General features: G+C 67.0%; 18 protein-coding genes. 10 read left to right on the top strand and 8 right to left on the bottom strand.

Annotation, left to right across the window (positions count from 1 at the left end; translation table 11 throughout):
* Positions 1 to 259: 259 nt before the first annotated feature.
* The 3 genes from BRADO_RS07215 (at position 260) to BRADO_RS07205 (ending at position 4,871) form a co-directional block, all read left to right on the top strand.
* Positions 260 to 2,593: an acetamidase/formamidase family protein gene (locus tag BRADO_RS07215; RefSeq protein WP_041756212.1), complete on the top strand. Its 2,334-nt coding sequence runs from the start codon at positions 260 to 262 to the stop codon at positions 2,591 to 2,593.
* 159 nt (positions 2,594 to 2,752) lie between these two features.
* A complete protein-coding gene (locus tag BRADO_RS07210; protein ID WP_011924649.1) occupies positions 2,753 to 3,136 on the top strand; it encodes a RidA family protein in 384 nt (127 codons plus the stop codon).
* A 139-nt stretch (positions 3,137 to 3,275) separates the two neighbouring features.
* Positions 3,276 to 4,871 (top strand): gamma-glutamyltransferase family protein, encoded by a 1,596-nt coding sequence (locus BRADO_RS07205; RefSeq protein WP_011924648.1) that lies wholly within the window; start codon positions 3,276 to 3,278, stop codon positions 4,869 to 4,871.
* Positions 4,872 to 4,892: 21 nt separating this feature from the next.
* Here the strand turns inward: BRADO_RS07205 and BRADO_RS07200 are convergent, their stop codons facing one another.
* Positions 4,893 to 5,753 (bottom strand): LysR substrate-binding domain-containing protein, encoded by an 861-nt coding sequence (locus BRADO_RS07200; protein ID WP_011924647.1) that lies wholly within the window; start codon positions 5,751 to 5,753, stop codon positions 4,893 to 4,895.
* Between the two features lie 156 nt (positions 5,754 to 5,909).
* On the opposite strand from BRADO_RS07200, the gene BRADO_RS07195 reads away from it, so the two are divergent.
* A complete protein-coding gene (locus tag BRADO_RS07195) occupies positions 5,910 to 6,653 on the top strand; it encodes a haloacid dehalogenase type II (RefSeq protein WP_041756211.1) in 744 nt (247 codons plus the stop codon).
* 17 nt (positions 6,654 to 6,670) lie between these two features.
* Here BRADO_RS07195 and BRADO_RS07190 read toward each other — a convergent pair whose 3' ends face one another.
* The 4 genes from BRADO_RS07190 to kynU all read right to left on the bottom strand — a co-directional run bounded on the left by BRADO_RS07190 (position 6,671) and on the right by kynU (position 11,275).
* Positions 6,671 to 8,176 (bottom strand): amidase, encoded by a 1,506-nt coding sequence (locus BRADO_RS07190; RefSeq protein WP_011924645.1) that lies wholly within the window; start codon positions 8,174 to 8,176, stop codon positions 6,671 to 6,673.
* A 208-nt stretch (positions 8,177 to 8,384) separates the two neighbouring features.
* Positions 8,385 to 9,212 carry an alpha/beta hydrolase gene (locus tag BRADO_RS07185; RefSeq protein WP_011924644.1) on the bottom strand — a complete coding sequence of 276 codons (828 nt, stop codon included), beginning with the start codon at positions 9,210 to 9,212 and terminating at the stop codon, positions 8,385 to 8,387.
* Between the two features lie 33 nt (positions 9,213 to 9,245).
* Positions 9,246 to 10,085 carry a tryptophan 2,3-dioxygenase gene (kynA, locus tag BRADO_RS07180; protein WP_011924643.1) on the bottom strand — a complete coding sequence of 280 codons (840 nt, stop codon included), beginning with the start codon at positions 10,083 to 10,085 and terminating at the stop codon, positions 9,246 to 9,248.
* Positions 10,082 to 11,275: a kynureninase gene (kynU, locus tag BRADO_RS07175; protein WP_011924642.1), complete on the bottom strand. Its 1,194-nt coding sequence runs from the start codon at positions 11,273 to 11,275 to the stop codon at positions 10,082 to 10,084. The genes kynA and kynU overlap by 4 nt, the downstream gene beginning before the upstream one ends.
* A 128-nt stretch (positions 11,276 to 11,403) precedes the next feature.
* Here kynU and BRADO_RS07170 point away from each other — a divergent pair, with 128 nt between their 5' ends.
* Positions 11,404 to 11,808, top strand: a complete 405-nt coding sequence (locus BRADO_RS07170) for a DUF4864 domain-containing protein (RefSeq protein ID WP_011924641.1) — start codon at positions 11,404 to 11,406, stop codon at positions 11,806 to 11,808.
* Between the two features lie 15 nt (positions 11,809 to 11,823).
* On the opposite strand, the gene BRADO_RS07165 is transcribed toward BRADO_RS07170, so the two are convergent.
* Both BRADO_RS07165 and BRADO_RS07160 read right to left on the bottom strand, forming a co-directional pair.
* Complete coding sequence (locus BRADO_RS07165) at positions 11,824 to 12,924, bottom strand: TAXI family TRAP transporter solute-binding subunit (RefSeq protein ID WP_011924640.1); 1,101 nt, start codon at positions 12,922 to 12,924, stop codon at positions 11,824 to 11,826.
* A 550-nt stretch (positions 12,925 to 13,474) separates the two neighbouring features.
* The gene (locus tag BRADO_RS07160; protein ID WP_011924639.1) at positions 13,475 to 14,713 is read right to left on the bottom strand and encodes an MFS transporter; all 1,239 of its coding nucleotides are present in this window, start codon (positions 14,711 to 14,713) and stop codon (positions 13,475 to 13,477) included.
* 401 nt (positions 14,714 to 15,114) lie between these two features.
* On the opposite strand from BRADO_RS07160, the gene BRADO_RS07155 reads away from it, so the two are divergent.
* From BRADO_RS07155 to BRADO_RS07135, 5 genes are all read left to right on the top strand, one after another.
* A complete protein-coding gene (locus BRADO_RS07155) occupies positions 15,115 to 15,588 on the top strand; it encodes a hypothetical protein (RefSeq protein WP_011924638.1) in 474 nt (157 codons plus the stop codon).
* A 69-nt stretch (positions 15,589 to 15,657) separates the two neighbouring features.
* Positions 15,658 to 15,924: a hypothetical protein gene (locus BRADO_RS07150; protein ID WP_011924637.1), complete on the top strand. Its 267-nt coding sequence runs from the start codon at positions 15,658 to 15,660 to the stop codon at positions 15,922 to 15,924.
* Between the two features lie 8 nt (positions 15,925 to 15,932).
* Positions 15,933 to 17,345: a TolC family protein gene (locus BRADO_RS07145; RefSeq protein WP_011924636.1), complete on the top strand. Its 1,413-nt coding sequence runs from the start codon at positions 15,933 to 15,935 to the stop codon at positions 17,343 to 17,345.
* 27 nt (positions 17,346 to 17,372) lie between these two features.
* Complete coding sequence (locus BRADO_RS07140; protein ID WP_011924635.1) at positions 17,373 to 18,674, top strand: multicopper oxidase family protein; 1,302 nt, start codon at positions 17,373 to 17,375, stop codon at positions 18,672 to 18,674.
* Positions 18,675 to 18,721: 47 nt separating this feature from the next.
* The gene (locus BRADO_RS07135; protein ID WP_173363489.1) at positions 18,722 to 19,015 is read left to right on the top strand and encodes a copper-binding protein; all 294 of its coding nucleotides are present in this window, start codon (positions 18,722 to 18,724) and stop codon (positions 19,013 to 19,015) included.
* Positions 19,016 to 19,040: 25 nt separating this feature from the next.
* On the opposite strand, the gene BRADO_RS07130 is transcribed toward BRADO_RS07135, so the two are convergent.
* Positions 19,041 to 21,116 (bottom strand): methyl-accepting chemotaxis protein, encoded by a 2,076-nt coding sequence (locus tag BRADO_RS07130; RefSeq protein ID WP_011924633.1) that lies wholly within the window; start codon positions 21,114 to 21,116, stop codon positions 19,041 to 19,043.
* Positions 21,117 to 21,194 lie beyond the last annotated feature (78 nt).

Below are 21,194 nucleotides of genomic sequence, written 5' to 3'. Positions count from 1 at the left end.
AGCTCTCGCCCCATGGACCGTGCGCTCCCTCCCCCGCTTGCGGGGGAGGGCTGGGGTGGGGGAACCCCAAGCGACACTGCCGCCATGGCCCCCACCCCTGACCCTTCCCGCAAGGGGGAGGGGAACGCGCCGCGCATGAGGCGACAGCGTCGATTGCCAGAAGCACATGAGAAGAACACTGAGCATCACGGGCCCGCGACCGACAGTGGAGCTCATCTGGCACGGGGGTTGCTTCGACGTCCCGAACCCGGGGCGTGCCATGAGTTTCCGTCCGTTCACCAGCGAATCCTATGCGCAGGGCGAGCGCCCCGAGGCGTGGCGCGATGTGCTGAATGCGGCCGGGCTGCAGCCGGCCGCCAAATCGCCGTTCGATGACGGGCACGCGACCGCCTCGCATCGCAGCGCGCCGGGGATCGCGCTGTCGCGGCTGTCCGCGGGCGCGCAGGCTGTCGCGGCGGTTCCGCAGGTCCAGGAGGACCTGCCGATCGCGCTGCTTGCGATCGAGGATGGCGCCGTGCTCCGCTGCGGCGACACGCATCGCATCATTCCGTCCGGGCATCTCATCTTGCTGCCGCGCACGGCCGATTGGAGCCTCGCGTTCCAGCGGGACCTGCGCGCGATCGTGCTGTCGGTCACCTCAGCCGCCTTGCACGGCCGCATCAGTGGCAAGCTGAAATTCGCCAGGCCACAGGTAATCGCGCCGAGCGGGCTCGCCGACGTCGTCTGCCGCACCATCGAGGCGACCGCGCGGACGCTCGACATGTTGAGCGAAGCCGAATGGAGCACGGTGGCGCAAAGTCTGGTTGATCTCTTGCTCACGCTCGCGCATCAGCAGGCCGTGCCGACATCGGAGACCGGGAGCAGCGCGACCCAAGCGGCGATCCTGCACCGGATCTGCCAGGCGATCGAGCGAGAGCTCGACGATGCCGAGCTGACGCCGACGCGCGTCGCGCAAGCCGAGGGCATCTCCGAGCGATATCTGCAGAAACTGTTCGAGGGCGCCGGCGACAACTTCACGCACTACGTCAAGGAACGGCGTCTGCAGCGCGCCTGGACCGATCTCTCCAATCCGGCCGAGGCGCATCATTCGATCTCCGAAATCGCCTATCGCTACGGCTTCGCCGATTCGGCCCATTTCAGCCGCAGCTTTCGCGCCCGCTTCGGCCTGTCGCCGCGCGAGTTCCGCCAGCAGAAGGCCGAGCAGGCGGTGACATCAGCGGCGCCGCGGGGCCAACGCGGCTGGCCGCAGGACGCGCTGGCGCAACAGCGCGGCTGCCAGACGCAGGCCTCCCTGAAAAGCAGCACCGCCCTGCCCGCCCCGGCCAACGACCAGGACGCGCGGCAACGGCATCATCATCTCGCGGTGTCCGCGGAGCGCGTGCATTGGGGCTATTTCAGCCGCTCGCTGCCGCCACAGCTCGAGATCGCCTCCGGCGACACGATCACCGTGGAAACACTGACCCAGCATGCTTCCGATGATCCGGAGCTGATGATCGCGGGCGACGACGGCGCGCTCAGCGTGTTCGGCTGGAGCAAGACCAGGAAGAATGTCGATCGCCGTGGCGCCGGGCCGATGGATGCCAGCGTGTTCGGCCGCGGCGCCGGCGAAGGCTTTGGCGTGCACATCTGCACCGGCCCGGTGGCGATCAAGGATGCGCAGCCCGGCGACGTGCTCGAGGTCCGCATCCTCGACATCGTGCCGCGGCTGAGCCGCAGCCCGAAGCACCGGGGCCGGGTGTTCGGCTCCAGCGTCGCGGCATGGTGGGGCTATCATTACAACGAGCTGATCGCAGCCCCAGCGCCGCGCGAGGCCGTGACGATCTACGAGATCTTCGCCGGTGATCCCGAGCCGCATGCACGCGCGCTGTACTCCTATCGTTGGGAGCCGCAGACCGATCCGGCCGGCGTGGTGCATGCGACCTACGACTATCCCGGCGTGCCGGTCGCGCCCGGGAGCATCAAGCGCCGCCACGGCGTGCTCGACAACATCCGCATTCCCCTGCGACCCCATTTCGGCGTCATCGCGGTGGCGCCGCGCGAAGTCGATTTCGTCGATTCGATTCCGCCGTCCTATTTCGGCGGCAATCTCGACAATTGGCGACTCGGCAAGGGATCGACTGTCTATCTGCCGGTCGCGGTGCCCGGCGCCCTGCTGTCGGTCGGCGATCCCCATGCGACGCAAGGCGACGGCGAGCTCGGCGGCACCGCGATCGAATGCTCGATGACCGGCACCTTCCAGGTCATCCTCCACAAGAAGACGCAGCTCGCCGGCAAACCCTTTGCCGATCTCACCTATCCGCTGATCGAGACCGAAACCGACTGGGTGCTGACCGGCTTCAGCCATCCGAACTATCTGGCCGAGTTCGGCGCGCAGGGCCAGAGCGAGGTCTACGCCAAATCGTCGCTCGACCTCGCGATGAAGGACGCGTTCCGCAAGATGCGCCGCTTCCTCATGCACATCAAAGGGCTCAGCGAGGACGAGGCGGTGGCGCTGATGTCGGCGGCGGTCGATTTCGGCGTCACGCAGGTGGTCGACGGCAATTGGGGCGTCCACGCGATCCTGAGCAAGCGGCTGTTCGAGGATGCGGATTGACCTCACAAGATTAGTAGGGTGGGCAAAGGCGCGCCCGCTCTGCTGCCGTATCAGATGATTTGTCCCGCGCCGTGCCCACCGCCGCTCAGATGGTGGGCACGCGTCGCCTGCGGCGCCGCTTTGCCCACCCTACTCATTCACTGAAAGAAAGGACCCTTCATGCAGTTCCACATGATCCCTGGCGCCACAAAGCCCGTGGCGCCGTTCAGCCATGCCGTGGAGACCGACGGTTTCGTGTTCGTCACCGGACAGATGCCGGACTCACCGGAGGCGAAGGGTGTGCTGCCGGAGGGGATCGTGGATCAGACGAAGGCGGTGATGCAGAACTTGAAGTACATCCTCCAAGGTCTCAACCTCGGCCTCGAACACATTGTGATGTCTCGGATTTACCTGACCGAGTTCAAGCGCGATTACGCGGCAATGAATGAAACCTACCGTTCATTCTTCCCCGCGGATCGGCTGCCGGCCCGCACCTGCGTCGGCGTCACCGGCCTCGCCTATGACGCGCTGATCGAGATCGATCTGGTCTGCCGACGACCCTAGTTCCAAATGGTAAATTAATCCTCAATGCTTTCGAGGGCCTTCGATCTGAGCTGAGGAGGCAGGCGCCGTTGCCGATTGTGCGGCGGCGCCGGCCGGTGTCAATTTGCCCGACGAATGAGGTGGATCGAAGGGGAATCCCATGCCGTACCAGTTTTCCAATCGCCAGCAGATCCGCAAGCCGGCGGTGACCAGCAAGGGTGGCATCGTCGCGGCGCAGTCGCGGCGCGCGGCCGAGATCGGTGCCGAGGTGCTGGCCGCCGGCGGCGACTGCATCGATGCCGTCGTGGCGACCGGCTTCGCGCTCGGCGTCGTCGAGCCGTGGATGAGCGGGCTGGGCGGCGGCGGCGCCATGGTGCTGTACCGCGCCAAGGATAACAAGGTCGAGGTGATCGACTACGGCATGCGCGCGCCGGACAGTTTGCGCGTCGAGGACTACCCGCTGACCAATGACGGCAGCGTGTCCCCCGACATCTTCCCGTGGCCCCGCGTCAAGGACGACCGCAACCTGCACGGCCCTGGCGCGATCGCGGTGCCCGGCGTGGTGGCCGGCATGGACATGGCGTACCGCCGCTACGCCAGGCTGCCTTGGCAGGACCTCGTCGCGCCGAGCGTCGCGCTGGCCGCCGAGGGGCTGCTGGTGGACTGGTGGACCACCGTGATGATCTCAAGCTGCGCCGCCGACCTGCGCCGTTATGCGGGCAGCGCCGCGGCCTATCTGAAGGACGGCCTGCCGCCGAACCCGCAATGGGGCGCCAAGGCGATCACGCGGCTGCCGCAGGAGCAGCTCAAGGCGACCTTGGCGCATCTCGCCAGCACCGGCGCGCGCGACTTCTACCAGGGCGACATCGCGCGGTCGCTGACCCGCGACATCCAGGCCGCCGGCGGCGCACTCTCGGTCGAGGATCTCGCCGCGTTCGCCGCGCAGGTCCGTGATCCCTTGCGCATTCCCTATCGCGGCGGCGCGGTGTTCGCGACGCCGGAGCTCACCGCCGGACCAACCTTGGCGCATGCGCTTCGGCTGATGCAGACGAGCATCGAGCCTGCAGGCAAGGCTCCGGACGCAGGCGCCTTCATCGCCTATGCGGAAGCGATGCAGTCGGCCTATCGCGAGCGGCTCAACGACATGGGCGATGCGCCCGGCAAGCGTGCGCTCGGCGCCGAATATCTCGCGCCGGCCTGCACCACGCATTATTCGGTCGTCGACCGCGACGGCAACATGGCCGCGGTGACGCAGACCCTGCTGTCCGGCTTCGGCTCGAAGTTCCAGGCGCCGCAGAGCGGCATCATGATGAACAACGGCATCATGTGGTTCGACCCGACGCCGGGCACGACCAACTCGCTGGCGCCGGGCAAGCGCTGCCTCACCAACTACACGCCGGTCGTGGCCGAAACCGCCGACGGCCGTCGCCTCGCACTGGGCGCCTCTGGCGGCCGCCGCATTCTCCCGGCCGTGGCGCAGATGCTGTCCTTCGTGATGGACTATCGTATGGACTTGGACGCTGCGATCCATCAGCCCCGCATCGACGCAAGCGAGGGCGACGTGGTCGGCGCCGACACGCGGCTGCCGGCGGAGGTGATGAGTGCGCTCACGGCGAAGTTCGAAACCGTGCCGGCACCGGTGCAGACCATGCCGATGAAGTTCGCCTGCCCCAGCATCGTGCTGCGCGACGGCGTAACGAACAGCGGCGCGACGGAGATCGCGCATGCCTGGGGCGATGCGGTGGCGGAGGGGTGATTTCCGCGCGACCTGCGGCCATTACGCCGGCAGGCCCGCTCCCGCCAGCCTGTCGGCGAGGAACGTCGTCAACTCCCCCACCGTCCGGGAGTTGGTCCGCCCGCGGGCGTAGGCGAGCTCGACGGGAGGCAGGCGGGGAAGACCGAGATCCTGCCGGATGATGCGCAGCGGCGGCTGCACCAGTGCGCGTGCCAGAACCGTGATGCCCAACCCTTCGAGCGTCGCCGCCTTCAGGCACTCGAAACTCGGACTGACGAAGCTGAGGTGCCAGCGCCGGTCGTGCTGCTTCAGCGACGACAGCGCGAAGCGCCGGTAAGCGCAGCCTTCCGGGAACAGAACAAGCGGGATGGATGCATCATCCGGGCTGTAGTTCGGGCCGCTGACCCAAACCAGTTGCTCCGTCAGCATCGAGGTGCCGGCCCGGGCGCCGACGTCCTGTTTGAAGAACGCGAGATCGAACTCGCCGCGGGCGCTGCGCTTCATCAGGTTTTCTGACTGGTTGGCCTCCACCTCGATACCGACCATCGGATTCTTTCTCTTGAACCGCGCGAGCCAGGTCGTAAAGTCGCGTCCGAAGAAATCGAGCGGAACGCCGAGCCGGACGAATCCAACCAGGACGTCGTCGCGCATCGACGCATAGGCCTCGTCATTGAGCTGCAGGATGCGCCGTGCGTATTGCACGAAGCGGTCGCCCTCGGGTGTCAGCTCCAGCACCCGGCCCTTCCGCCGCGTCAGCAGCGGCTTGCCGACCTGCATTTCGAGCTTGGTCATCTGCTGGCTGATCGTCGATTGCGACCGGCCGACGGTCTCGGCTGCGCGCGAAAAGCTCATCGTGTCGGCGATGACGAGAAACGATCTGAGGCAGTCGATATCGAAGTTCACGACAATCCCCGCTATCGAAAAAGACGATACTCACATCGTCATTATTCACTTTGTCGGCCGGGCCACGCTTCGTAAAGACCAGACTTGCGCCATCGGCTGGCGGAACTCGTATCAGCCCTCCGGGCGCAGCCCGCTCCCGACACAAGGACAGGTCCCGTGGCGATCAACACCGTGGTCTTCGACGCTTACGGCACGCTCTACGACATCCAATCCGTGGCGGCGGTCACCGATGCGGCCTTTCCGGGCCATGGCGACATGATCACGCAGATCTGGCGCATGAAGCAGCTCGAATACACTTGGCTGCGCTCGCTGATGCGGCGCTACGAGGATTTCGAGACGGTCACCCGGCAGTCCCTGATCTACACGCTGCGGATTCTCGGACTTCGCTACGAAGAGGCGCTGCTCGGAACGATCATGGACAAATACGTCCACCTCGATCTCTACCCGGACGCGCTGCCGGCCCTGAACCATCTCCAGGGACGCAAGCTCGCGATCCTCTCGAACGGCGCGCCAGCGATGTTGAATGCCTTGATCCGAAACACCGGGCTCGATCGCCTGCTCGACAAGACCATCAGCGTCGATGCCAGGAGGATCTTCAAGCCCAGCCCCGAAGCCTATTCCTTGATCGAGTCCGAACTCGGCGCCATGCCCGCCGACGTCCTGTTCGTCAGCTCCAATCCGTGGGACGCAATCGGAGCTAAAGCCTTCGGGCTGAACGTCGCCTGGATCGAGCGGGTCACGCCCGAAGCGATGGCCGCGGCTTGCGAGCGCAGCACAGTCGTCCCTCCGCTGACGATGTTCAAGGCGATGCGAACGCAGATGGACGAGCTCGGGCTCGCGCCCGACCACCGGATCCGGGGATTGTCTGAGCTCGCTGGGCTGTTGCCACTGCTGCCGTAGACCGATCCGCAGCATCCCTACTGATAGCACGCCTCCAGCGCCGCGGCGGCGCGGTACAGCGTCATCTCGTCGAGATGACGCGCGATCAGCATCGCGCCGATCGGCCGGCCGTCGGAGGTCTTTCCGACGGGAACGGAAATCGCGGGATGGCCGGTGAGACAGGTCGGCGCGGTGTTGCCGACCATCTCGAAGGCACGGCCGATGATCTCCTCGCGCGACGCTCCGGCGGCAGGCAGCCGCGTCGCCGCCATCGGCGTGGTCGGCATCAGCAGCACGTCGGCCTGCCCGAGCGCGCGATCATAATCTGCCGTGAGCAGACGGTTGAGGTTCTGCGCCTTGCCGTAGTAGCGGCCACGGTTGCGCGACGACATGTAGTGGCCGGTCAGGATGCCGAGCTTCAGCGTGTCCGACAGCTCGCCCGCCCGATCGCGCCAGCGCGCATGGGCATCGAGCAGACTTTCGAGAAACACGCCTTTCATGTTGGTGCCATAGGCGTTGCCACGCATCATCAGATCGGTGGCGCCTTCGAGAAAGATTGGCGTCCAAATCGCCGCGCCGGCGGCATGGAGCGGGACGGAGACCTCGCGAATATCCGCCCCCTTCGCCTGGAGGCGGCCCGCCGCCTCGCGCACACGGTCGTCGACCTCGCTCTCGGCGCCGGCCGTGCCGAACCCTTCGGGCACGATGCCGATCCGCAACCCTGCCGCGCCTTGCGACAGTGCCTGTGTGTAGGGCTGCGCGGCCGCGCCACGCTGCCGCGGATCGAGGCCATCGGGCCCCGCCATGACTTCCAGCATCAGCGCATTGTCCGCCACGGTGCGGGTGATCGGCCCGGCGTGATCGACGGTGAGCTCGACTGCAAAAATTCCCGTATAAGGCACGAGGCCGTGCGTGGGCTTGAGACCGACCGCGCCACAATAAGACGCGGGAATTCGGATCGAGCCGCCCTGATCGCCTCCGGTCGCCATGTCGACGATATCAGCCATCACCAGGGCCGTGGATCCCGATGACGATCCGCCGGCATTGTAGCCGGGCACAACAGGATTTTCGACGACGCCATTGGCGGAGGTGTGACTGCCGCCGGAGGCGCAGTAATACTCGCAGACCGCCTTGCCGAGGATATCGGCGCCTGCGTCCAGCAGACGCGTGACGATGGTCGCATCCATCTCCGGCACGTAGCCTTCGAGAATGGTGGCGCCGTTCATCATCTGCACGCCGGCAACGCAGACATTGTCCTTGATGGCGACGCGCTTGCCCTTGAGCTTCCCCTCCGAAGCGCCACGAATATGTGTGGTGACCGCCCAGGCGCCGAACGGATTGGCCTCCGGCGCCGGACGGACGCCCGGAGGTCTTGGATATTTGACCTCAGGCAGCGGAGCGGTCATGCCATCGACGAGATCATAGGCGTCGAGCTGGCCCTGCATCAGCGCGAGAAACGACAGCGCATCGGCATCATCGAGATCGAGGCCGATCTCACGCGCAGCTTGCTGCAACTCGGGTGCCGTCGGACGGCGGACTGGCATCGATGCCTCTCGTCAAGGTGAGAACCGGTCCATCCGCAACGATGCGGGTGGACATCAGCGTTCATTGTGCGATGAGACTAGCCAGCCCTGAGGTCATTCCATAATGAGTTATGTCGATAGCAGTAATTGGTTTTGACGATTGTGTTCTCACGTGCAGTCGAGACGGCGATAGCTGCCGCCATCGCGGTCTCACATGACGAGTGCGCTGCTATCGTCCCAACAACGCCTTCACCAGCCCGCTCTCCGGATCTGCGAGCTCATCGATCACATCGAAATGATGCCGGTCCGGCGCCTCGACATAGGCCGTGGATGCACCGAGCCCCGTCCAGATATTGGCGAGCAGCTGGGCCTGGCGACGGAATTCGTTGCGCTCGGCGCCGCCGACCCAGGCGGTGACATCAACGCCATCGACGGGCACCAGCAGCGCGGGGCTCTCGCGCAACGCGGTGGCATCGTCGATATGCAGCGTCTCATTCATCGCGGTCCGCCGCAGCGGGCGCAGATCGTGCAGGCCGGAGATCGAGACCACGCTTGAGATGCGCGCCTGCCGCTCGGCGGATAACGGCGCGCCACGGCAGATCATGCGGCTGACGAGATGGCCGCCGGCGGAATGGCCGGTCAGCGCGACCGGGCCGTCGACCTCGTCCATCGCCTTCGCGATGGCCTGCGCGACATCGGCGGTGATGTCGGCGAGGCCGACCTCCGGACACAGCCGATACGACGGCATCGCGACCGCAAAGCCGTGCGCGTTGCCGCCCCGCGCAAGATGCGACCAGAAGCTCTTGTCGAGCCGCATCCAGTAGCCGCCATGCACGAACACGACGAGACCCTTGGGCGTCCCCGCGGGCAGGAACAGATCGAGCCGCTGCCGCTCGTGCGCACCATAGGCGATGTCGAGCTTCGCGCGGCCCTGTCCCGCGAGCTCTGCGCGGTAGGCGTCCGCCGGCGCGACCCACAGCCCTGGCCAGCGTTCGCCGCCGGGGATGTTCGGGCCGTTGGCGTAGGCGTTGTCCCAATCCTTGACGGAATGCAGCATGAGGATCTCCAGATCGAATGAGTGCGCGCGGCTCTACAGCCCGGTGCGCAATTTCCACAATTCGGGGAACAGCACGATCTCCAGCATCTTGCGGAGATAGTTCACGCCCGAGGTGCCGCCGGTGCCGGTCTTGAAGCCGATGATGCGCTCCACCGTGGTGACATGGTTGAAGCGCCAGCGGCGGAAATAGTCCTCGAAATCGACCAGCTTCTCGGCGAGCTCGTACAGCTCCCAATGCCGCTGCGGATCGCGATAGACGCTGGTCCAGGCCGCAGCCACCTCCGCGCTCTCCGCGCGCGTGCCCCGCCAGTCGGTGCGCTGGCCGTCGGCGCCGATGAAGAAGCCGCGCCGGGCCAACAGCCGCAGCGCCTCGTCGTAGAGGCTCGGCTTGGCGAGGATCGATTCCAGCTCGGCGGTCAGCTCGGGGTGATGCGCATGCGGACGCAGCATCGCGAGATTACGGTTGCCGAGCAGGAATTCGATCGAGCGATATTGGAACGACTGGAAGCCGGAGGACTCGCCGAGCTTGTCGCGGAACAGCGTATATTCGCTGGGCGTCATCGTGCGCAGCACGTCCCAGGCGCCGTTGAGCTGCTCGAAGATGCGCGACACGCGCGCCAGCATCTTGAACGCCGGCTGCACGTCGTCCCTCGCGATCGCCGCCATCGCCGCCTTGATCTCGTGGATCGCGAGCTTCATCCACAGCTCGGAGGTCTGGTGCTGAATGATGAACAGCAGTTCGTCATGCGCCGAGGACAGCGGCGCCTGCGCGTCGAGCAGGCGCTCCAGCATCAGGTAATCGCCGTAGGACATACGTCCCTTGAAGTTCATCCGCGCACCTTCGGTGGCGGGATCGTAGGGCGCGTTGCTCACGTCACGAGCTCCTTCTGGCGATATTCGGGCCTGTCCCACAGCTTCTTGGCCAGGACATCCTCGAGGATATCGACGGCACCGCGCACCTCGGCCTCGCCGATGTAGAGCGGCGTGAAGCCGAAGCGCAGCGCGTCCGGCGCGCGGAAATCGCCGATCACGCCGCGCGCGATCAGCGCACGCATGATCGCGTAGCCGTCGGTATGGCGGAAGGACACCTGGCTGCCGCGACGCGCCGCATCCCGCGGCGAAGCGAGCGTCAGCGACGGACAGCGCTTCTCGACCTCGGCGATGAACAGCTCCGACAGTGCGATCGAGGCCGCACGCACATCCTGCATCGACACGCCCTCCCAGGCATCGAGTGCCGCATCGAGGGCTGCGAGCGCGATGATCGGCGGCGTGCCGATGCGCATCCGCTCGATGCCGCCGCCGGGGCGATAGTCGAGATCGAAGGCGAACGGCGCCTCGTGACCCATCCAGCCGGACAGCGCCGGCGGCGCGATGTCGGCATGACCTGGCGCGACATAGATGAAGGCCGGCGCGCCGGGACCGCCATTGAGATATTTGTAGGTGCAGCCGACCGCGAAGTCGGCCTCCGCGCCGGCGAGATCGACCGGCACCGCGCCGGCGGAATGCGCGAGATCCCACACCGTGAGCGCGCCGGCGCCGTGCGCCTTCGTGGTGAGGGCCTTCATGTCGTGCATGCGGCCCGTGCGGTAGTCCACCTCGGTCAGCATCAGCACGGCGACGCTGTCGTCGATCGCGCCTTCGACCTCCTCGGGCTCGACAACTTTCAATGTGGCCCGATCGCCGAGCATGCGGATCAGGCCCTGCGCCATGTAGAGATCGGACGGGAAGTTGCCGCTGTCGGACAGGATCACGCCGCGCTTCGGATTGAGCGACAGCGCGGCGGCGAGCGCCTGATACACCTTGATCGAGAGCGTATCGCCCATCACGACCGTGCCGGGCGCGGCGCCGATCAGCCGGGCGATGCGGTCGCCGACGCGGCGGGGCTGCACCATCCAGCCGGCGCTGTTCCAGCCGCGGATCAGCTCCTGGCCCCATTCGGCCTCGATCATCCGGGCCACGCGCCCCGGCACCGCCAGGGGCAGCGCGCCGAGCGAATTGCCGTCGAGATAGATGACTCCCTCAGGAATCCTGAAAAGCGATCTTGTGTGAGAAAAATCCGCCATGCTGCCTTGCTCTGTTCGCCGTCCTGAATGCATGATTCGGGCCGCAAGAGACCAGATCGCCCCGGCGGGCTCGTCTGCGCCGGCGCGAGATCTGCCTCTGTCATGACCACCGCCATGGAGCAAGTGCGATGAGAGTGTCAGCCTGGCTCGTCTGCCTCGGCCTGATGTGGACGCCGGCCATCGCCGGCAACGACGTGACCGCCGCGCAGGGCGTGATCCGCGCCCAGGAGCAGGCGCTGGCCCGCGACGATGGGGCCACCGCCTATGCCCAGGCCGCGCCCGAGATTCAGGCGCTGTTTCCCAGCGTCGATATCTTCATGGCGATGGTGCGCCAGGGCTATGCCCCGGTCTATCGCCACCGCAGTTTCGAATTCGGCGCGGCGCAGGCTGAGGACGGCACTATCGCGCAGCGCGTCCACATCGTCGATGCCGACGGCCAGGTCTGGGAGGCGCTCTATACGCTGCAGACACAGCCCGACGGCAGCCTCAAGATCACCGGATGCTCCCTGCTGAAGGCCGGACAATCCGTCTGACCGCGGCGCGCGCCGTTACCGCGTCGGTGTCGGCGGGCCGCCGTGCTGCTGGCGCCATTGAAGGAATTGCCGGAACAACGCGCTGCGCTCGGCCGGATCATTCGAGACCTGCCCGCCGGTCTGGCGCACGAAGTTCTCGAACTGTTGCTGCTGGACGTCGGCGACCTGCGGCCGCGACACGTCGGCGGCCTGCGGCCGCGGCATCATGTTGCGCGCGAGCAGCCAGTCGTCCGCGGCCTTGAAGCGCTTCCAGCCTGGGATCGTGGCGACGATGCTCGACTCCTTCCATTTCGGATGTCGCGGAGGCTTCATGAACTCATCGTAGTTGGCGAAGAACGCCTCGACGAAGCGCGCGACCTTGCGATAGCGCTCGGTATTCTCAGGCCAGTTGTAGCTGACGAGCAGCATGCCGATCGCCACGGTCTCGATCGTCTCGCCGGGATTGAGCAGGTTCGGATATTCCTCCGACGATAAGGTCGTCGGCAGATAGAGATCCTGCAGCCTGCGGTCATAGGGGATCGTGACCAGATGCAGCGCGCGGTTCTCGTTGCGGATGTTGCGGGCGAGCTGGAACACCTTGCCGGTCGAGACGACGTACGCATCGGCCTCGCCGTCGATGAGCTTCTGGATCGACTTCGCATCATCGGTCGCGTAGTCGAACGACGCCGTCAGGCCGAGCCGGTTGAAGATCACGCGCGCCGAATAGAAGCCGACATCGGTGGGTGCGATGATGCGCTTGCCGTTGAGATCGAAGATCGAGCGGATCGACGACCGCGCGATGATGTGGACCTCGTTGTGATAGAGCCGCGCGATGTAGCGCAGCTGCGACGTGATATCGGGAATGCCGTATTGCAGGCGGTAGAATTCGGGCACGTCGGCCGCGACCGCGCCCATGTCGATGCTCTTCAAGAAGAGAATGTCGGAGACGTTGCGAACCGGTCCCTTGCCGAGCACCGGCAGCACGCGGACATTGGTCTGATCGTCGAGCACGCGCGCCATGTCCGAGCCGAACACCGAGGTCGCGCCGCCCGCCGGCGCGGTGATGATGGTGACGGTGCCGTCGTTGACGTCGTTCGGATTGGGCAGCCGCCACACGTCCGGACCGCTGCCGGGCATCGGGGACAGAGAGGCCGGCAAGCCCGCGGGACGCGGCGGCGCGGGCTGTGCTGCGGCGCCGTTCGGCTTGCCCGCGGATGGCGCCACCGGAACGATGATGGATCGGGTCGCGGCGGGACGCTGCGGCTGCGCCGGCTGCGGCTGGGCTTGCGGAAACAGCTGTGCCGACGCCTGGCTGGTCATGAGCCCGGCAACCAGCGCGGCCAATGTCAGCTGCGAAACGGCGCGTGAAACGATGGACATAGCGCAATGGCCTCCTGCACCATCGCGATGCCGCCGCAGCGATCCCGACCGGTCCGGAGCCTTCACCTCGCCGCCACCTTTGCATCAGGCCCGGGCGACGGGCGGCCGCGGCCTCGGCTGAGACCTCGCGACAATTCACTTCGCGATGCGAAGCCCAGGGCCCCACAAGCCCTGACCGGCCTCGATCGGGATCAGAGTTGCGTGATCGGATTCGATGGTTTTGCGGCGGAAGCCGGGATTTTGTACGACAGCGTGCATATGGCGCACGATAGGGTCCAACTGTTGCCGATGAGCAACGATTGTCCGGTCAGGCGGTCAGCCGGTGTGGCCGCCGGGCCAGGATCAGCAGCGTGACCACGATGGCGAGGTTGAGCGCATTCCAGGCGATGCCATTGGCGAACGCCGCGGCGTAGGATCCGGTGGCATCGAAGATCACGCCGGACACCCAGCCGCCGAATGACATGCCGAACACCGAGGCGAAGATGATGATGCCCACGCGGGTCGCCGCCTCGCGCGCGGGCATCGCCTCGCGCACGATGATCGCGTAGCTCGGAACGATGCCGCCCTGGAACAGGCCGAACATGCCGGAGATCAGGTACAGCGACGTCAGGCCATCGAAGAACAGATAGAACAGCAGCGCAAAGCCCTGCGCGAGCGAGCCGATCAGCAGCGTGCGCATGCCGCCGACGCGGTCGGCGAGGAAGCCGGAGCCGATGCGGCTGACGATGCCCAGCGCCATCATCAGCGACAGCATCTGCGCGCCGACGGCCACGCCGTAACCGAGATCGCCGCAATAGGCGACGATATGCACCTGCGGCATCGCCATCGCCACGCAGCAGGCGATCGCGGCGATGCTCAGCAGCACGGTCAGCGCGTTAGTGGAGATCGGCAGCGTCAATTGCGGTGGCGCCGCCTGGCTGTGATCATGCGCACCGGAGCCGCCCATCCGCGCCCGCAGCACCAGGAGCAGCGCTGACATCGTCACCGCGCAGAACACGCCGAGCGCGACATGAGTGGCGCGCCAGCCGATCTGCTGCACGCCGTAATTCACCAGCGGCGGCCACACCGTGCCGGCGACGTAATTGCCGGATGCGACGATGGTGACCGCAAGCCCGCGATAGCGCTCGAACCAATGCGAGGCTTCGGCCATCAGCGGCGCGAACGTGACGGACGAGCCGAGCCCGATCAGGAAGTACACCGCCTGGAACTGCCACAGCGTCACCGACGCGCCGGCGAGCAGATAGGCTGCAGCAGTCGTCGCGATGCTGAGCGCCATCGCGGTCACGATGCCGAAGCGGTCGGTGATGCGGCCGACGATCACGCCGCCGAGTCCGAAGCCGAACATCGTGAGCGTATAGGCCAGCGAGACCGCACCGCGGCTCGCGGCGTATTCCGCCTGCACGGTCGGCAGCACGACCACCACGGTCCACATTCCCGCGCCGCCGATGGAACCGATGACGAGCGCCAACGCCAGCCGCGCCCAGGCCTGGCGCGAGTCCGGTGTGAAGTGAGGCGCTTCCTCGAATCTTGTGGCGGGTCCGTGCACGATGGCCGCAACTTCGTCGCCACATGTCGCGCGGTCAAGCCGCAATGCTGCGGCAGACGCCATGCAGAAGCAGCGCAACAGAGGTGCTTCGGCCGATCGTGCGCAGGGCCTTTTATGATCTGCCCGTACAGTATGAGGTGATCAGCGATGCGAGACCAAGCGCACCGGCTCCGCGGAGAGCCCCCTGACCCGGATGGCATCCGGCGATGCCATCCAACCTCTCCCCGCAAGCGGGGCGAGGTGAGCATCGGGCGCGCGGCGGGATCTTTCACAACGCGAACGGCGCGAATTGTGGTCAAGCCGGCACCGGCTGCGTGGAGCGTGGATCAAGAGTCCCGCCCTCTTTGCCGCCGAGCGCCTCATGCGCTAGACTGGACGCCTAAACGGGGGGATCTGCACTGATGTCGCTGGGACTGACGCGGAACATGCTGATGGTGGCGGGGCGGCTGCTCGTGCTCGCTTACTTGATCTGCGTGCTCAGCCCCGGCGTCGCGCTTGCCTTCACCCGTGGCGCCGCGCCCTGTCTCGACGAAGCGTCCGTGGCGGTGGCTCATGATCCCATCGTCCACCATCGCGCCGCTCACGCCGAGATGAGCGATGGCACGATGACGTCGCAGATGCATGCGCATGCGCATGATCACCAGGCAGATGCCGGCGACGAAGCGCAGCCAGTCGCTCCCGCTCCGTCGCATCACGACCACGCCAAAATCCCCGGCCCCTGCTGCGCAATGATGTGCGCGGTCGGTCTTACCGCCTCGCTGCCGGCCGTGACGCTGCCCTCGCGCGTTGCTGTCGCGAGCGAAAGCGCCGGCGAGGTCCGTCTCCCCGGGCGGACGCCGCCGCGTCTGGATCGTCCCCCCATCGTCCTGATCTGAGCGAACCCGGCCGGCCGCGCGCCAAGCGCGCGGACCGATGCGCGTCATCGTCAGATCAAGGGACACCTCATGTTGTCGCAATCCCGGGCGACGCCCGCCGCACGCGCGGCGCGGCCGACACCGTCTTATCCGGTCCTGCCGAGCGCAATCGCGCTGCTCGCGGCCCTGAGCCTCGCCGGCTGCCAGCCGCGCACGATCGCGCTCGCCGGCGCCGATCCGGCCGATCCCGCCGCGCACGTCGCGCCTGTGAGAACATCCGCGGTCGTCACGCCCTACACGCCGCTGCGTCCAACGACCCCTGCGGCGTGGGGACCGCGCTCCGAACCGAGCCGCTAGGAGCCGCCATGAAGGTGATCATCAGGCTCGCGGCTCTGGTGGCCGCAACGGCGCTCGCAGGCTGCGCCTCGTTCTCGCCCGACAGCGGCATGAGCGTCGTCGCCGACATCACCGGTGGCGCGATCGGCAAGGAGGTCGCCTCGGTCAGAACCGATGAGGATGCGGGCCGCCTGCGCGACGCCACGCGAAAACTGCTGGCGCGGCCGCTGTCGGCGGACGCCGCGGTGCAGGTCGCGCTGTTCAACAACAAGGGTCTGCAGGCGGCCTATCATCAGCTGGCGCTGAGCGAGGCGGATGCCGTCGCGGCCAGCCTGCCACCGAACCCGACCGTCTCGCTGATGCGCATCAGCGGTGACGGTGCGTTCGAGGCCGAGCGCCAGGTCGCTGGCGACATCCTGGCGCTCGCCACCTTGCCGCTGCGCTCGGAGGTCGCGCGCGAGCGCTTCCGGCAGGCGCAGCTCAGGGCGGCGCTCGCGACCGTGCGCCTCGCGGCAGAGGTGCGCCGCGCGCATGTCCGCGTGGTCGCCGCCCATGAGTTGGTCGCGCTGCTGCTCGAAGCGCAGTCCGCCGCGGAGGCGACGGCCAAGCTCGCCGCAAAGCTCGGCGAGACCGGCGCGCTCAACCGGCTTGACCAGGCCCGCGAGCAGGTGTTCTACGCCGAAACCACCGCCGAGCTCGCCGGCGCCCGCCGCGTCGCCTCGAGCGCACGCGAGCGGCTGATCCGGCTGATGGGCCTGTGGGGCGACGACGCGAACTTCCGCCTGCCCAACCGTCTTCCCATGCTGCCGCGCCGGCCGCTGACGGAGCCCTTCATCGAGCGTGACGCCGTCGCGCACCGCATCGATCTGCAGATCGCGCGCCGGGAGCTGACGGCGCTCGCAACCGCGTTGCAGCTCACCGAGGCGACGCGCTTCGTCAGCCTGCTCGACCTCGCCGGCATCGATCGCAAGACCGGCGAGCCGGAAGGCCGCGTCATCCGCGAGCGCGGCTATGATGTGCAGTTCCAGATCCCGATCTTCGACGGCGGCGAGGTGCGCGTCAGGCAGGCGGCGGAGAGCTACAACATCGCCTTCAACCGCCTCGCAGAGCGTGCGGTCACGGTCCGATCGGAAGCGCGCGACGCCTATCGCAGCTATCGTGCAGCCTACGACATCGCCGGCCATTACGCCCGCGAGGTGCTGCCGCTGCGCCAGATCATCAGCGAGGAGATGCAGCTGCGCTATTCCAGCATGCAGGTCGATATCTTCGCGCTGCTGCTCGAGGCGCGCCAGCGCCTCGCCTCGCGCCGCGCCGCGATCGACGCGATCAGGGACTTCTTCCTCGCCGAGGCCGAGCTGTCGGCCGCCGTCAATGGCGGCGTCGCGGCCGGTGAGGACCCGGCGCCGCAGACCGCGCGCGCGCTCGCGCCGAACAACGACTGACACGCAACGATTGACAGGAGAGCATGCATGTTGTCACGCCGAACCCTGCTCGGCTCCGCGGCGCTGGCCGGCGCCTCCGCCGTATCCGGCCGCGTCCAGGCCGCCGCGATTCCCGAAGCGCCCACCATGGACAAGGCCGTGATGCAGCCGCCGCTGCATCCATCCGCCGGTGCGGACTATCAGCCGGTGGTGACGCTCAACGGCTGGTCGCTGCCGTTTCGCATGAACGGCGACTGGAAGGAATTCCATCTCGTCGCCGAGCCGGTCACGCGCGAGTTCGCGCCGGGCATGACGGCGCATCTGTGGGGCTACAACGGCCAGTCGCCGGGCCCGACCCTCGAGGCGGTCGAGGGCGACAAGGTCCGGATCTTCGTGACCAACAAGCTCCCGGAATACACCACCGTGCACTGGCACGGCGTGATCCTGCCCTGCGGCATGGACGGTGTCGGCGGACTGACGCAGCCGCACATCAAGCCCGGCAAGACCTTCGTCTACGAGTTCGAGATGAAGCACGCCGGCACCTTCATGTATCACCCGCACGCCGACGAGATGGTGCAGATGGCGATGGGCATGATGGGCATGATCGTCGTGCATCCGCGCGGTTCCGTGCCGCCGCCGGTCGACCGCGACTACGTGTTCGTGATGTCGAGCTACCGGGTCGAGCCCGGCAGCTATCTGCCGAAGGTCAACGAGATGATCGACTTCAACATGTGGACCTGGAACGCCCGCGTCTTCCCCGGCATCGATCCGATGCCGGCGCGGCTCGGCGACCGCGTGCGCATCCGCATCGGCAATCTCACCATGACCAACCATCCGATCCATCTGCACGGCCACAAGTTCAAGGTGACCGGCACCGATGGCGGCTGGCTGCCCGAGGCTGCGCAATTTCCCGAGACGACCACCGACGTGCCGGTCGGCGCGGTCCGCGTGCTCGACTTCACCGCCGACAATCCCGGCGACTGGGCATTCCACTGCCACAAATCGCATCACACGATGAACGCGATGGGCCACGACATGCGCAACCTGATCGGCGTGTCGCGCAAGGAGCTCGCCGCCGCCGTCGGCAAGCTCGCGCCCGAGGGCATGGTGATGGGACACACCGGCATGGCGATGGGTAGCATGGAGATGCCCGCGCCCGACAATACCTTGCCGATGATGACCGGCACCGGCCAGTTCGGCCCGATCGAGATGGGCGGCATGTTCACGACGTTGAAGGTGCGCGATGGACTCGCGCGCGACGACTATCGCGATCCCGGCCCGTATCAGTTCCCGCAAGGCTCCGTCGCCTACGAGGTCGCCGGCGCACCGCAGCCGGTGCGGCGCGGCTGAACGCCGAGCGGCAACACTCCCGCATTCCACCTCAGGAGGACGACACGATGACCAGGACAATCCCCTTGACGACTGCCGCGCTGCTCCTTGGCTTCATCGCCCCGGCCATCGCCGCCGACGCGATCAGCGGCGACGTCAAGAAGATCGACGAGGCCCAGGGCAAGATCACGCTGCATCACGGCCCGGCCAAAAGCCTCGGCATGGACGAGGCCATGACCATGGTCTACCGCGTCAAGGATGCCGCGATGCTGAAAGGCCTGAAGGCCGGCGACAAGGTCAGGTTCGAGGCGCAGGAGGACGCCGCGGGCTACACGGTGACCAGGATCGAGAAGGGCAAGTAGGCCTGCCGCCGCGGCGCCGACGACCTCACGCCGCCCGCACCGAATCCAGGAAGCGCGCGACCTCCTGCTTCAGGCGGCTGCTCTGGCCGCTCAGCGACTTGGCCGCGGCGAGCACGTTGGAGGACGCCGATCCGGTCTCGTTGGCGCCCTCGCGCACGCTGGAGATGTTGGCCGAGACCTCCTGGGTGCCATGCGCGGCCTGCTGCACGTTGCGGGAGATTTCGCGCGTGGCCGAGCTCTGCTCCTCGACCGACGAGGCGATCGCGGCGGCGATCTCCGACATGCGGGCGATGGTCTCGCCGATCTCCTTGATCGCGCCCACGGATTCCTGCGTGGCGCCCTGGATGCTGCCGATCTGCTGGCCGATCTCGCCGGTGGCCTTCGCGGTCTGTTCCGCCAGCGCCTTGACCTCGGAGGCGACGACCGCAAAGCCCTTGCCGGCCTCGCCGGCGCGCGCCGCCTCGATGGTGGCGTTGAGCGCCAGCAGATTGGTCTGCCCGGCAATCGCGTTGATCAGCTCGACGACGTCGCCGATCCGCGCCGCCGCCTTGGCGAGCTCGCCGACGCGGTCGTTCGTGCGCCGTGCCTGCTCCATCGCCTCGCTGGCGATCTGCGCGGAGACCTTCACCTGGCGGCTGATCTCATCGACCGAGGTCGTCATCTCCTCGGTCGCGGCGGCGACCGAATGCACGTTGGTCGTCGCTTCGCCGGAGGCGCTTGCCACCACGGTGGCGAGCTCCAGCGAGCGTCCGGCGGTCGTCGTGAGCGCGTCGGCCGCCTGCTCGAGATCCGAGGTCGCGGAGGAGACCACCTCGATCACCTCGCCGATCGCAGCCTCGAAGGCGCGGGTGAAGGTCTCGACGCGCTGGCCGCGCTCGATCTTGGCCTGCGCTTCCGCGGAAGCCGCGCGCTCGGCGGCCTTCTTCTCCAGCAGCGCCTCCTTGAAGGTCTGCAGCGAGCCCGCCATCGCGCTGATCTCGTCGTCGCGGCCGCTGGCGGGGATCGCGACCTCGTCGTTCCCCTTCGCCATCTCGCCGATCACGCCGGTGAGCGCGATCACCGGCGCGATGACGCGGCGGCGCAGCAGCATGGTGACGCCGATCAGCAGGGCGAGCAGCGCGACGACCACGGCGACGCCGATGATCAGCATCGTCAGAGCACTGTCGCGCGCCGTTCTGGCGCGGTCACGCGCTTCGGCGATCGTGGAGTCGCGCAGCACGAAGAATTTCTCGATCGCGGGCACGACGACCTCGGCCAGCTGATCGGCATTGATGGAGTAGTTGGCGTCGCCCTGCCCGACCGCCATCTCCTTGTCGACCACCGCATTGGCGCGGCCGAAATAGGCTTCGTTGGCCTCCTTCAGCGCGGCCGCCAGGCGCGGCGGATTGCCCAGCTGCTGCACGCCGGACTGCAGCCGGTCGCGGTTGGTCTCGATCCGGCCGAGCGCGCGATCCATGATGGCCTTCTCGGCCCCCGTGATCTGGCGGCGGGCGCTGATCGCCGGCGACAGTGTCGCCGCGCGGCCGCCGGCCGCGATGCGCAGGTCCTGCGCGGTGCGGGCGACGTTGAGCAGCGTGATCAATGACGCATCGGTCGCGGCCACCTGGTCCGCCAGGCCATCCAGAATCGGATCGATCATTCCGGCGACCTGGCCGACGCCCGGCAGGAAGCTCTTGACCACGCTCTGATCGCGCGCGCCGAGCGGGCGCGACAGGTTCGGATCGATCGCACCACGAATGTCGTTGAGCTTGGCACCCGCCTGCACCAGGCCATCGGCGATGGATTTGCCGTTGCTCAGATCGGCGGCCGCGATCTTGGCCTTCTCGAAGCTCGCATCCGACACCTGCCTGATTTTCGCGATCGCCGCCAGTTGCGTGTCCGATGCGGGCTGCTCCTGGAACAGCGGGCTGATATAGGGCGCACGGTGTCCGACCACCTGCTGCCCGAACGACAGCACGGCGCCATAGGCTTCGACCAGCTTGATCGCCTCGGTCCGGTCGACATAGGTCCGGTACTGCGCCGTCACGTTCTGCGCCGCCGGCACGACCGCCAGGACCGTGACCGACAGCATCGAGACAGCAAACAAGCGACCGATCTTCATCGTGGGCGTCCATCCAGATTGATTTTGGATAAATATGGCCGATCGGGCCTAAGCCTTGCTTAAGTGGAACCAACCCCG

The organism is Bradyrhizobium sp. ORS 278, from assembly GCF_000026145.1.
Lineage (GTDB): Bacteria > Pseudomonadota > Alphaproteobacteria > Rhizobiales > Xanthobacteraceae > Bradyrhizobium.
This window is presented reverse-complemented; position numbering and strand designations above follow the sequence as displayed.

What these genes read in the sequence shown, in the direction of transcription:
- BRADO_RS07205 (WP_011924648.1), top strand. Translation starts at nt 3,276, where the DNA reads ATGCCGTACCAGTTTTCCAATCGCCAGCAGATCCGCAAGCCGGCGGTG.
- BRADO_RS07185 (WP_011924644.1), bottom strand. Translation starts at nt 9,212, where the DNA reads ATGCTGCATTCCGTCAAGGATTGGGACAACGCCTACGCCAACGGCCCG.
- BRADO_RS07140 (WP_011924635.1), top strand. Translation starts at nt 17,373, where the DNA reads ATGTTGTCACGCCGAACCCTGCTCGGCTCCGCGGCGCTGGCCGGCGCC.
- BRADO_RS07130 (WP_011924633.1), bottom strand. Translation starts at nt 21,116, where the DNA reads ATGAAGATCGGTCGCTTGTTTGCTGTCTCGATGCTGTCGGTCACGGTC.
- BRADO_RS07155 (WP_011924638.1), top strand. Translation starts at nt 15,115, where the DNA reads ATGTCGCTGGGACTGACGCGGAACATGCTGATGGTGGCGGGGCGGCTG.
- BRADO_RS07215 (WP_041756212.1), top strand. Translation starts at nt 260, where the DNA reads ATGAGTTTCCGTCCGTTCACCAGCGAATCCTATGCGCAGGGCGAGCGC.
- BRADO_RS07210 (WP_011924649.1), top strand. Translation starts at nt 2,753, where the DNA reads ATGCAGTTCCACATGATCCCTGGCGCCACAAAGCCCGTGGCGCCGTTC.
- BRADO_RS07135 (WP_173363489.1), top strand. Translation starts at nt 18,722, where the DNA reads ATGACCAGGACAATCCCCTTGACGACTGCCGCGCTGCTCCTTGGCTTC.
- BRADO_RS07150 (WP_011924637.1), top strand. Translation starts at nt 15,658, where the DNA reads ATGTTGTCGCAATCCCGGGCGACGCCCGCCGCACGCGCGGCGCGGCCG.
- BRADO_RS07145 (WP_011924636.1), top strand. Translation starts at nt 15,933, where the DNA reads ATGAAGGTGATCATCAGGCTCGCGGCTCTGGTGGCCGCAACGGCGCTC.
- kynU (WP_011924642.1), bottom strand. Translation starts at nt 11,275, where the DNA reads ATGGCGGATTTTTCTCACACAAGATCGCTTTTCAGGATTCCTGAGGGA.
- BRADO_RS07170 (WP_011924641.1), top strand. Translation starts at nt 11,404, where the DNA reads ATGAGAGTGTCAGCCTGGCTCGTCTGCCTCGGCCTGATGTGGACGCCG.
- BRADO_RS07165 (WP_011924640.1), bottom strand. Translation starts at nt 12,924, where the DNA reads ATGCCCGGCAGCGGTCCGGACGTGTGGCGGCTGCCCAATCCGAACGAC.
- BRADO_RS07190 (WP_011924645.1), bottom strand. Translation starts at nt 8,176, where the DNA reads ATGCCAGTCCGCCGTCCGACGGCACCCGAGTTGCAGCAAGCTGCGCGT.